Annotated in this window: 9 protein-coding genes; 8 read left to right on the forward strand and 1 reads right to left on the reverse strand. The window is 40.7% G+C overall.

Annotated elements, in window-relative coordinates:
• The first annotated feature begins 16 nt into the window (after nucleotides 1-16).
• The 6 genes from SCALIN_RS13940 (at nucleotide 17) to SCALIN_RS13960 (ending at nucleotide 7,012) form a co-directional block, all read left to right on the forward strand.
• On the forward strand, nucleotides 17-766 hold the full coding sequence (locus SCALIN_RS13940) for a Bax inhibitor-1/YccA family protein (RefSeq protein WP_096895074.1): 750 nt from the start codon (nucleotides 17-19) through the stop codon (nucleotides 764-766).
• Between the two features lie 75 nt (nucleotides 767-841).
• The gene (locus SCALIN_RS22295) at nucleotides 842-1,003 is read left to right on the forward strand and encodes a hypothetical protein (RefSeq protein ID WP_162532323.1); all 162 of its coding nucleotides are present in this window, start codon (nucleotides 842-844) and stop codon (nucleotides 1,001-1,003) included.
• A 177-nt stretch (nucleotides 1,004-1,180) separates the two neighbouring features.
• Nucleotides 1,181-2,551, forward strand: coding sequence for an adenosylmethionine--8-amino-7-oxononanoate transaminase (bioA, locus tag SCALIN_RS13945; RefSeq protein ID WP_096895075.1), 1,371 nt, complete (start codon nucleotides 1,181-1,183; stop codon nucleotides 2,549-2,551).
• The gene (locus tag SCALIN_RS13950; protein ID WP_096895076.1) at nucleotides 2,548-3,978 is read left to right on the forward strand and encodes a hypothetical protein; all 1,431 of its coding nucleotides are present in this window, start codon (nucleotides 2,548-2,550) and stop codon (nucleotides 3,976-3,978) included. The genes bioA and SCALIN_RS13950 overlap by 4 nt, the downstream gene beginning before the upstream one ends.
• Before the next feature lie 83 nt (nucleotides 3,979-4,061).
• A complete protein-coding gene (locus tag SCALIN_RS13955; RefSeq protein WP_096895077.1) occupies nucleotides 4,062-4,973 on the forward strand; it encodes a hypothetical protein in 912 nt (303 codons plus the stop codon).
• Between the two features lie 47 nt (nucleotides 4,974-5,020).
• The gene (locus tag SCALIN_RS13960) at nucleotides 5,021-7,012 is read left to right on the forward strand and encodes a tetratricopeptide repeat protein (RefSeq protein ID WP_162532324.1); all 1,992 of its coding nucleotides are present in this window, start codon (nucleotides 5,021-5,023) and stop codon (nucleotides 7,010-7,012) included.
• A 26-nt stretch (nucleotides 7,013-7,038) separates the two neighbouring features.
• Here SCALIN_RS13960 and SCALIN_RS13965 read toward each other — a convergent pair whose 3' ends face one another.
• Complete coding sequence (locus tag SCALIN_RS13965; protein ID WP_096895079.1) at nucleotides 7,039-7,341, reverse strand: hypothetical protein; 303 nt, start codon at nucleotides 7,339-7,341, stop codon at nucleotides 7,039-7,041.
• 504 nt (nucleotides 7,342-7,845) lie between these two features.
• Between SCALIN_RS13965 and brxF the strand changes: the two genes are divergently transcribed.
• A complete protein-coding gene (gene brxF / locus SCALIN_RS13970; RefSeq protein WP_096895080.1) occupies nucleotides 7,846-8,349 on the forward strand; it encodes a BREX-3 system P-loop-containing protein BrxF in 504 nt (167 codons plus the stop codon).
• A 7-nt stretch (nucleotides 8,350-8,356) separates the two neighbouring features.
• Complete coding sequence (locus tag SCALIN_RS13975; RefSeq protein ID WP_096895081.1) at nucleotides 8,357-12,103, forward strand: DUF6079 family protein; 3,747 nt, start codon at nucleotides 8,357-8,359, stop codon at nucleotides 12,101-12,103.
• The last annotated feature ends 52 nt before the right edge of the window (nucleotides 12,104-12,155 follow it).

Here is a 12,155-nt window from a genome sequence, read left to right on the forward strand (position 1 = left end):
AGAAAGGTGGTTAAAAATGATAGCGAGGACAGCAAATCCGGCTTTAAACAAAAATACTTTTTCTCAAGTTAGAGGCTTTTCGCTGAAAGATAATTTGATGACGCTTCAAGGAACAGTTAACAAGACTGGTATATTGCTGTTTCTTGCATTGTTGTCCGCGATGTGGGTATGGCGTCAATTTTTCATTTACGAAGCACCTCAAATTTCATTGTATATAATGGGAGGAGCAATTGGAGGTTTCATTGCCGCAATGGTAGCGATCTTCAAACCAACGACAGCACCAATAGTAGCGCCGATTTATGCTTTATTGGAAGGATTATTTTTAGGCGGAATTTCTTCTTTTATGGAAGCACGTTTCCCGGGAATAGTGCTCCAGGCTGTAGGGCTTACTTTTGGAACTTTATTTGCACTTTTGTTTGCTTATAAATCCGGATTAATTAGGGCAACTGAAAATTTTAAGCTTGGCGTCACGGCAGCAACGGGTGGAATTTTCCTGATGTACATGATGAGCTTTATCCTTGGTTTTTTTGGAATGAGTGTCCCATTCCTTCATGGCAACGGTATTATTGGAATTGGTGTTAGTGGTTTCATTGTTGTTATTGCGGCCCTTAATCTGGTCCTTGATTTTGACTTTATTGAACATGGAGTGGAGCAGGGGGCCCCCAAATTTATGGAATGGAGGGCTGCACTGGGACTTATGATCACTCTTGTCTGGCTATACATTGAAATCCTCCATCTCCTATCCAAGTTGAGAAGCCGGGAGTAGGGAGAGCATTGCCCACCTACCGCTAAAAAGCTGTAGCACAAATCTCTCAATTTATATTAGAAAGGAAACGAGTTGGTGTTAATTGCAAGATTTTTGCAACTCTTAGGCATGCTCTTATTGGTAGAAGGCCTTTATCTTGGCATTGTTAAGCATTCCATGAACCTGGAAATTATGTGTGTTGGGCTTGGTATTGGATCCTTCTATGCGGGAAGATGGTTACAGGGGAGAGGAAATTAAAATCCCTCCTAAACCCATTTAATGTCCGAATGACTTTGGCCGGGTAGGGAACGTGAGCCATATACAACTATATGGTCTGTAGCTCAAACATTTAGAACAGTGCTACTTAAAACAGTCTAAGCACAATATTATCAACGGCTAATAGATAGAAGCCCCAATTTAAGGTAACATACTGTTATGCGTAAACAGACGTACGAAGATATATCCAAAGAACAGGTGGAAAACTGGGACAAAAAGTACCTGTGGCATCCTTTTACACAGATGAGGGATTTTGCCAGGGAAGAACCGTTAATTATCGTGGATGGTAAAGGGGTTATTTTAAGAGATATTAACGGCAAAGAGTATATAGACGGCATATCTTCCATGTGGTGTAACATACATGGCCATAGACGGGAAGAGATTGACAATGCTATAAAAGACCAGCTTGATAAAGTCGCTCATACAACATTGCTGGGTATGTCAAATATACCTTCGGTAAAATTGGCAAAACGGCTGGTGGAGATAACACCGGAAGGGTTAAACAAAGTATTTTATTCTGATAATGGCTCCAACGCGATTGAAATAGCAATAAAAATGGCATTTCAATATTGGCAGTACAAAGGTTATAAAGAGAAGATAAACTATGCAACTTTGCAATATGGATATCACGGTGATTCCCTTGGTGCGGTAGGTGTTAGTGGTATAGATATATTTCATTCCGTCTTCAAACCTCTTTTGCTTAAATCATTCATCGCGCCATCACCGTATTGTTACAGGTGTCCATATGGTAAAGACAAAACGTCATGCTCGCTTGAATGTTTAGAGAAACTGGAAGAGGTATTATCACAAAATTCAGATACATTGGCAGCAATGGTTATGGAACCGCTTGTGCAAGGTGCTGGAGGCATGATTGTCCACCCGGATGGCTATCTGTCCGGTGTGAAAGATTTATGTAAAAGGTATAATACTCTTCTTATTGCGGATGAGGTACTGGTCGGTTTTGGGCGTACAGGAAAAATGTTCGCGTGTGAACATGAAGAGGTGACACCCGATATATTAACTGTCTCCAAAGGTTTAAATGGTGGCTATATGCCTCTGGCTGCCACTCTGACTACAGACGAAATTTATAATGCGTTTCTCGGTAAACATAGTGAACAGAAAACTTTTTTCCATGGCCATACATATACCGGTAACCCGTTAGCATGTGCAGCCGCTCTTGCGAATATTAATATATTTGAAAAAGAAAATGTCTTAGGTGGGCTTGTTCCAAAGATAAGAGGTTTACAGGAAAAGCTTGAACAATTGAAGCAAGTCAAGTCCGTAGGCGACGTGCGGCAATGTGGGCTGATTGCCGGTGTCGAATTGGTTAAAAACAGGGAGACAAAGGAGCCATATTCGTGGGAAGAGAAAACAGGTATTAAGGTCTGCCTTGAAGCAAGGAAACGAGGTTTAATTATCAGGCCATTAAACAATGTCCTGGTAATTATGCCTCCATTAAGTATTAACATTTCCCAATTGAATAACATGATGGAAATCATATACGAATCGTTGGTGTGTGCGACAGGGTGATTACACCTATTAATTCATGGAGGATATTACTTATCAAAAAAACATTTTTATTTAGTTTACTCTGTATTTTTCTGTTTTGCATTAGTAGCATTGCGGAGGAACAGGAAAGCCCCGAAGGCAATAAACCCCCGCAGTTGATGTGGGACCCGCTTTTTTACAAAGTAAACAGAAAACTTGCCAGGATCGAGAGTGCCTTAAAAATAGAGAAAGATCTACAGCAGGAATTCAATAGTAAAATCATTGACGACCTGAAAAAAATTACCAAAACCATGAATGAAAGGATAGATAAGGTAGAAAAAATCGGATCAATCCAGGAGACAGATAATTTAGCAAAGTCGTTTAAAGGGACAATAGATGTATTAAATAAGAAAACATCAGACATGGAGAAGAAATTTGAGGATATGGAAGTCAGTGTCTCTACCATTGAAAAGATATATCATGTTTCTCAAAAACCGTTAGAAACCTTGATGCAGCTAATAGAAAAACAGGCGGCAGTTATCAATAAAATCAATGAGAGGTTGAAAAGACAGGAAGAGATGCTATCAGCAATGGAAAAAGCGGCCGAGGGAGAGGACCCACACGGTAAGGTGAACAGGGAGCGGGTGACAGCGGCAACCGGCCAGGAAGAAAAGGTAATAACATTAAATGAGACAGAAAGCAGAACGGAAAAACCGGCTATTGAAAGGAGTGACACCCCTAAGCGTTCAGAAAAACATCCTGGGCAAGAGAGCGGTATTTTTATAGAAAATATCCATTTGGATTATACCGGTCCAACCACAATGATAAGCGGTAAAATAATAAACAGATCTGACAGTGATTACACGGTTGCCATCTTTAAGATACAACTTTATGATGAAAATGATAACTTGTTAAAAAGCATTGACAGTATTACAACAAATTTGAATATTGGATGTACAAATGAATTTGCCGAATTTATCATTGGAGTTGATAGCAAACGCATTGCACGACATGTCATTTTATTTAACGATATGGAGCTCACTACTTATAGAGAAGAAAAAGAGGTGCAGAATGAAGAAAAAAAAATGACAAAAGGGACAGACACCAATGTTAAAGAAGAGCGTAACCTGCCAGCCGAACAAAAAACAGTTGAAATGGCAGAGACCGCTCCGGAGCAAGATAAAGGGTTTGAGGCGATCGGCAATGATTTTTATTTAAGAAATGTTACATTTACCGCATTCGGCTCTTCAACTTCCATTAAGGGTGAGATACAGAATAATTCAAGGAAAGATTTCTCGAGCGCTCTATTTGTTCTGAAAGTTATAGGAGAGGAGAGTGGTATAATACTTGAAACAGAATTTTCGATCGTCAGTATAGGCAGTGGTGAAATAATGCCTTTCGATCAAATAATTATAGGCATTCATCCATCTCTAATAACAGATTATGTAATTACATTCAAAGACCAGTGAGAGAAACAATTTCGCTTGTTTAAAAAAATAGTGGTGCTATGATAACACTTGCAAAGTATTACTGTCATTAATTACAAATTTATATGAAATTTTCCAAGTCCATAATCGGAAAGCCTGATAAAGGAGAAACAGATAATTCAATAACTTTTCGCGGAAGGTTTAATAAGGTGATGGTGTATGTCTGTATCGCTTTTTTTGTAACGACAGTTGTGCTTGTCGGCATCACATTCAGGGGGAATTCACAAGCCGGGCTTATTGAGGTCGGTAGTGCTGCGTTATTATTTGTCATTTTTCTGCAGATTCTGAAAATCGTCATACCGGAATCTTCCGGTAAAATTATTACAATACTATCCATATTAATAGCCATTATGCTTATCTTTGCAAACTTCAGTTTACAAAGAGGCAAACATAAGGAATACACCTTCAAAGAGCTTCTTGTCGGTGATTTACTGGTAAAAAAACTGATTGGTGAAGACAAGAATATTCCGGAGAAACTCTTGGCAGAAAGGCTGAAACATGTGATGCCCGGTGAATTTGCTAAATCAAAAACAGAGAATGATACCATTGAATCATCATTTGAAATGCCGGAGCGGGTTTTGTTGGGACGCCCTATTACTCTACCGATAAACAAGCGAAGCTCTATCGCTACACCCGTGCGGAAAGGGGAAATGCACTCTTTTTACATTCCGGAGGAAACCGAGAATTATAAATTGGAGATTGCAGATAGTGAAGGATTAAAAATAGACAGGGCCGGGATAGCTACGTCCCGTTTTGTGGTACAATTGAACAAATCTAACGGAGAGGTCGCTATGCCAAATATTCCGGAGCCTTTCCAACATCCGTCAGAAGCGGAAATTGACTATAGTATACTTAATCGAATTATCAACAGTAAACCGGAACTACCGGCAACTATCTCTGAACCAGAGATAAGTACTGCCCTGCCGGAGAAGCATGTTGATGAGGACGCCGGTAAACAGATTGAAGAAAAGTTGTAAATTAAATAAATAAGCGAATCAAAAACAACATGGACAGGAGAAAATATATGCCCAGGATGAAACACCTTTTTCTCATAATAATTTCTATTTTGATTATAAATCACGCTAATTTTGTGTCAGCAACGGAAGAGGCAACAAGTGATTTAAGCAGATCAATTGATGAATTGAAAAAGGTATTAGAAAAAGAGCCATCAAATATTGAGGCCCATTATTTTCTTGGATTAGCCTATCATGATAAGGGAATGGAATCTGAGGCGATAGACGCGTTCAGCAAAACCATGGAACTTGATCAGAGCTATAAAAATGCATATTTTTATCTGGGCACTATCTATACCAGCCAGGGGAATATTGATAATGCAATTGATATATTCAAAAAGCTACTTAAGGTTGACAAAACCAACGCCAGGGCAGAATACAATCTGGGTTTTCTTTATAACAAAAAAGAGTTAACAGATGACGCAATTGCCGCGTATAAAAGGGCGATTGAAATCAGGCCGGATTATCATCAGGCGCTAAATAATCTGGGAATGATTTATAGCAAAAAGGGACAACCGGACAATGCTATCACAAGTTATGCAAAAGCTATTGAGATAAATCCTGACCACGCGGAAACATATTACAACCTTGGGACCGTCTATCTTGAACAAAGCAGATTTGATGATGCTATCGCTAAACTTGAGAAGGCAATAGCTCTGACGCCAGGTTTTCTGGAAGCACATTATAACCTGGGAATTGCTTATAGAAAGAAGGGAATGCTGGATAGTGCGGAATCTGCATTTAATAAAGCATTGGAAATTGACCCGGAAGACATCAAGGTATTAAACAGCCTGGCATTAACACTTCATGAAAAAGGTGATTATGAGAATGCTATAATTACGTATGAGAATATAGGGGCCATTAATCCGAAGGACGTAAACGTACGTTACAACCTTGGCATCGCTTATTATAAGGCAGGAATGCTAAATGAGGCGATTACCGCACTGCAAAAAGTATTTGCATTAAAGCCGGACCATATAAAAGCCCGTTATAACCTTGGCATTATCTATATGGAAAAAAACAAATTCAGCCAATCCATTGAGGAGTTCCAGGAGGTATTAAAAATTGATCCTCTTCACGCGAAAGCATACGTTAACCTGGGAGTGGCCCAATACAGGAATGGACTACCCGATGAAGCACTTGCGGCTTACAATAAAGCGATAGAGATAAAGCCGGATTATGCTGAAGCATATTATAATTCAGGCTTTACGTTTCTGAAAAAGGGCCTTATCGAAGATGCCATAAATGTATTGAAAAAAGGTATAGAACGCTGCTCTGACAGCGCTATTCTTTGCTTCCTTCTGGGCAATGCGTATAGTGAAAAGGGATTATTGGATGACGCGATAGTCGCTTGGAAAAAGGCGATAGAAGTAAATCCAAAACATTATAAGGCACATAATAATCTTGGAGTTGCGTATTATTTAAAAGGGCTGGCTGATATGGCGATAATCTCCCTTAAACAGGCGACTAAAATAAAAGATGACTATGCTGATGCGCACTACCACCTGGGATCAATTTATATTGAAAAGGATATGCCTGAGGAAGCGGTCGCAGAACTTGCCAGAACGATTGAGCTAAATCCCAATCATAAAAAAGCCCACTATAATTTAGGCCTCATTTATCGCCATCTGGGTGATCTGGATAGCGCTATTGCGGAGTGGAAGACTGCTGTCAAGCTGGACCCAACATACTCAAAGGCGTATAACAATCTTGGTATTGCGTATGATTTTAAGAATAAGATCGACGAAGCTATCTATCAGTACAAACACGCGATTGAAATGAAATCCGATTACGGTATCGCGCACTATAATCTTGGCATAGCTTACGCGAAAAAAGGTGACATGGAAAATGCTATCTACAAACTGAGGAAGGCAATAGAAATAAATCCGGATAATCCGGATGCCCACTTTGCCCTTGGTATAATCTATCGAGCGAAGTGGAAGATAAAAGAATCGGAAAGAGAAATTTCAGTCTATAACCGTCTAAAAGCAGTACCTGAATAAATTTCAGTTTGAGATTCTGCCCATATCTACTCGTCTTCCATGGGAACTTTTACTTCATTTATGAAATAAGTGGTATTACTTTTTTTCTGTCTTCTTTCCTCAAGCTTTGCAAATGCCTCGTCCTTTTCAGAGTAAGGGAAGCAGGCGACTTCCTTATAGTTCGCATCGAAAATCTTCCAGACTACTTTTTCCCGTTTTACAATAGATTTAGCAGCTTTTTTGGTTGTCGTTGCTGCTTTTTTCTTCTTCTTTTCCTCTTTCTGCTCTTCACCGGCAGCAGCCTCATCTGCCATCTGCTGAAGCCTCTCTTTACTGGTCAGTCTCACCATAAGTTATTCTCTCTTTCGTAATGGTAAATCTACATAACTAAAACAATAATAAGGTATTATACAGATAATTGCCGAAACAGCAACAATAAAGACTGTTTTGGTGTTATAATGATGAAATTGAAGGACGGAATAACGGTACATTTTCCTGAGAAAAGTGTACCATAGCTCACATAATAATGCTTTCTGATTTTGCATTCCCGGAGAACCTGTCAATACATGATATACTGCCCACACCTGACCGAGTCCGGAAAGGTTTATAGTGGGTGGTCTTTTATATTGCAAAACAAACCAGTCCTTTTATAATATCTTGAAAAAACAGTAGTTACAAAATGCTTTTACCACATTTAAATCTAAATTGAGCGATTTATTTTCTAAATAATAGCCGCAGGCTTTAGCCCGCGTTTATCATCATCCGATGGGTATCTGTGGATTCTCGTAAGTTACACAACCTTAAGGATGCGGCTACACAAATCACTCAATTTAGATTTAAATATATGAAAGAAAATGCCTGAACCTATTCTTAATATACTTAAACGCGCGATAGATATGTCTGAAGGGACTTACTACCGACTTATACTGCTTGTTGGAGAGTCAGGCAGTGGCAAGACAAAAGCACTTAATGATTTGAGCATAGAAATTGGAGTTGAGGTAATAAATCTCAATCTTTTGCTATCCAAGCAGCTTCTAGAGATGACTCCAAAACAAAGGTCTCTGCAACTGGCGAAGATAATAGAGGATACAATCAGAGGAGAAGGTGATACTATTATCCTCGACAATATCGAATTACTGTTTGATATCAGCCTCAAACAAGATCCATTGAGGCTTCTGCAAATGCTTTCACGTAGCAAAACAATAATTTCATCATGGAGTGGAAAACAAGATCGATCAAAGCTTCTGTATGCTGAGGCTGGTCACCCGGAATATAGAACTTATGATGTCACAGATTTTTTAATCATCAACATGGACGGTAACAGCAATTTGAACCTGCAACTAAACCAGGAGAGGTAGGCAGAGCATGAAATATAAAGATTTAATTCAATTTGACCCTATTGAAACAGTTGTTCAGTTACGTGACGCAGACCGGTCGCCAGCAGCGCACCAACTGGTAAATACGTATGTGATTTCAGAAGAGATGGCAGATCGCCTGACAAATCTTGTATTTCCTCAACTCCAGTTTAAATCGCCAGTTGACAACAAGGGACTTTTAGTAGTTGGTAATTATGGTACCGGTAAATCACATCTGATGTCTGTCATATCCAGTATTGCTGAAGACGAATCACTCCTTTCCGCCCTTAATCATCAAGATGTTGCCGAATCAGCCAAACAGATTGCCGGACACTTTAAGGTAATTAGAACTGAAATTGGCGCCACAACCATGTCACTCAGAGACCTTCTTGTTGGTGAACTGGAAGAGCATCTGGATAAGCTGGGCGTTGCTTATCTGTTTCCGGATGCCGGATCAATTTCCGGCCATAAAAGGGCTTTTGAGGAAATGGAATCCAAATTTCTTGAGAAATATCCTGACCATGGCCTGTTACTGGTAGTCGATGAGCTTCTTGATTATCTGAGAACCCGAAAAGACCAGGAATTAATATTAGATCTAAATTTCCTTCGTGAAATTGGAGAGTATACGAAGAGTTCACGTTTTCGCTTTGTGGCTGGTGTCCAGGAGGCTATTTTTGACAGTCCACGTTTTTCCTTTGTTGCTGATAGTATAAGAAGGGTTAAAGATCGCTTCGAGCAAATACTGATTGCACGTAACGATATTAAGTTTGTCGTCTCAGAGAGATTGTTGAAAAAGACGGTGGAACAACAAGTTAAGATTCGGGAATATCTTACTCCATTTGCAAAATATTACGGTAATATGAATGAACGTATGGAAGAGTTCGTTCGACTCTTTCCTGTACACCCTGACTACATTGATACCTTTGAGAGGGTGACGGTCGCTGAAAAGCGTGAAGTGCTTAAAACCCTGTCTATGGGGATGAAGGAAGTTCTTGAGAAGGATGTTCCAGATGATCTGCCCGGTATAATAGCCTATGACTCCTATTGGGGCATATTAAAACAAAATGCTTCGTTCAGAGCTGTCCCTGAGATAAAAGCGGTTATAGATTGCAGTCAGGTACTAGAGTCTAGAATTGAACAGGCAATTACCCGTTCAATTTATAAACCCATGGCATTGCGGTTGATTCGTGCACTATCTGTACACCGGCTTACAACCGGTGATATCCATGCAGCGTTGGGTGCCACAGCAGCAGAACTGCGAGATAGTTTATGCCTTTATGATTCCACGAATGCAGAAATGGGTAGTAATGAGCCGGAACTGGATCTGCAAACGCATGTTGAGACCGTTCTGCGTGAAATACATAAAACGGTCAGTGGACAATTCATATCTTCTAATCCGGATAATGGTCAATTTTATATAGATCTGAAAAAGACTGATGATTTTGACGCCCTCATTGACAAACGTGCCGAAAGCCTTGATGACCCAGCATTGGACCGTTTCTACTATGAAGCCCTCCGAAGAGTAATGGAATGCCAGGATACCACTTATGTTACAGGCTATAAAATCTGGCAACATGAGCTGGAATGGCTGGAACGTAAAGCTGCCAGAACCGGTTATCTTTTTTTCGGTTCGCCAGATGAGCGGTCGACAGCGGTTCCTCAGAGAGATTTCTACCTCTACTTTATTCAGGTCTACGATCAAAGCCCCAAGATTAACCGATATTTAAAAGAGAAAAACAGTGACGAGGTATTCTTCAGACTGAACGGTACTGACGAAGAGTTTCAGATATCACTCAAAAACTATGCAGCGGCTCTTGATTTGGCATCAACATCATCTGGACATGCAAAGGCAACCTACGAAACAAAGGCAAATCTGTTCTTGCGGAATCTGGTTCAGTGGTTGCAGAAACACATGATGGATGCTTTTGAAGTTACCCACCAGGGAAAAACCAAGTCCATTACAGACTGGGCCAAAGGAAAATCCTTGAGGGATCTTGCAGGCATTTCTGCTCATGAGACCATAAACTTCCGGGATTTAGTCAATGCTGTCAGTGGAATCTGCCTCTCAACTTGTTTCGAGGATCAGGCCCCTGACTACCCTTTTTTCTCTGTAATGATAACGGGTAGTAACCGGCAACAGGCTGCTATGGATGCCTTGCGTGCTATTGCCGGTCAGAGTAAAACAAAACAGGCAACTGCTGTTCTGGATGCCCTTGAGCTGTTTGATGGAGATAAGATTGATACGACTAAATCAAAATACGCATCTTTCATTCTTGATATTACCAGAAAGAAAGGTCACGGCCAGGTTGTCAACCGAAATGAAATCATCCAAGACTACAATGGTATCGAATATATGAACCCCGAGAAAACAAGACTTGAACCGGAATGGAGTATAGTGATTATTGCAGCACTGGTTTACGCGGGTGAAATCGTCATGGCTATTCCCGGAAAAAAGTTTGATGCCACCGCACTTCAAATGATGGCTGGTACTCCCATGGATGAGCTGGTTCGTTTCAAGCATCTGGAGCAACCGAAAGAGTGGAATCTTCCAGCCTTGAAGGCCCTTTTTGAGTTGCTGGGTCTGGCTCCCGGAATGGCACAGTTGGTTTCTCAGGGGAAAGATGAGCCGGTACAACAAATGCAACAGTCCGTAACCGGAATTGTGAAAAAAGTAGTGATGACACAGCAATCAATCCGTGACGGCTTGGCCTTCTGGGGGATTAATTTGTTGTCTGAAGAACACCTTGCCGAGCAAAAAGAGGTGTTGAGTCAGGCGAAGGAATTTTTCGAATCGCTACAAGCATACAACACACCAGGGAAATTGAAGAACTTCAAATACAGTGTAGAAGATATAAAAGGGTATGGTAAAGCTGTTAAGTTGCTGGATACTATTGCTATTCTACGAGAATTCATTTCAGACCATGGAACGGCAGCATCCTGGCTCTCTACGGCTGAAGCTGTTTTACCATCCGATCATGATTGGTCAGACCGGATGAAAGCCATCAGACAGGATATTATGAGTGATGTTACCAGTTCAAAGTCCAATATAAAAAGTCTGGGAGTATCTGTTTCTAAGAAACTGAACGAACTCAAAGGAGAGTATATAACAATTTACACCACGTTACATACAAAGGCCAGACTGGGAGTAAATGATGACAAACGAAAGGCCAGATTGCTGAACGATTCCCGACTTAAGATACTCCAGAAACTGGCCGGAATTGATTTGATGCCAAGGCAACAGTTAACAGATTTCCAGACCAGACTCAGCTCTCAGAGAAGCTGTTTTTCGATGACAGAGCAGGAACTTTCACAAACACCGGTATGCCCACATTGCGGATACAGGCCATCAGTTGAGAACCGGGAATCTCATCTGCAGGGCTCGGCTATGCTGGGCCAGCTCGATGAAGAGCTGGATACTATGCTGGAAGGCTGGACCGAAACCATACTGGACAACCTTGAAGATCCAATCACGCAATCAAATCTGGAACTGCTGAAAACCGATGCTAGAGATGCTGTTGATACATTTATCAAGACCAGAGAGCTACCTGAATCGCTTGATGGCGAATTTGTAAACGCATTACGTGAGGTCTTGTCCGGTCTGATAAAGGTGGCTGTAAAGACAGGTGATCTTCAAAGAGCCCTGAGAGTCAGTAGTGGTCCGGCAACCCCAACAGAGATGAAGAAACGGTTTGATGAATATATCGATGGACTGACCAGAGGAAAGGATCCGGCAAAGGTACGTATTGTCATGGAGTAGAACCATAGAAGATTAGTCCACAGATTATGCAGATGGGCACAAATTTATAGTA

It is taken from the genome of Candidatus Scalindua japonica (assembly GCF_002443295.1).
In the GTDB taxonomy this organism is placed as follows: Bacteria; Planctomycetota; Brocadiia; order Brocadiales; family Scalinduaceae; genus Scalindua; species Scalindua japonica.

What these genes read in the sequence shown, in the direction of transcription:
- SCALIN_RS13965 (WP_096895079.1), bottom strand. Translation starts at nt 7,341, where the DNA reads ATGGTGAGACTGACCAGTAAAGAGAGGCTTCAGCAGATGGCAGATGAG.
- SCALIN_RS13975 (WP_096895081.1), top strand. Translation starts at nt 8,357, where the DNA reads ATGAAATATAAAGATTTAATTCAATTTGACCCTATTGAAACAGTTGTT.
- SCALIN_RS13960 (WP_162532324.1), top strand. Translation starts at nt 5,021, where the DNA reads ATGCCCAGGATGAAACACCTTTTTCTCATAATAATTTCTATTTTGATT.
- bioA (WP_096895075.1), top strand. Translation starts at nt 1,181, where the DNA reads ATGCGTAAACAGACGTACGAAGATATATCCAAAGAACAGGTGGAAAAC.
- SCALIN_RS13940 (WP_096895074.1), top strand. Translation starts at nt 17, where the DNA reads ATGATAGCGAGGACAGCAAATCCGGCTTTAAACAAAAATACTTTTTCT.
- SCALIN_RS13955 (WP_096895077.1), top strand. Translation starts at nt 4,062, where the DNA reads ATGAAATTTTCCAAGTCCATAATCGGAAAGCCTGATAAAGGAGAAACA.
- brxF (WP_096895080.1), top strand. Translation starts at nt 7,846, where the DNA reads ATGCCTGAACCTATTCTTAATATACTTAAACGCGCGATAGATATGTCT.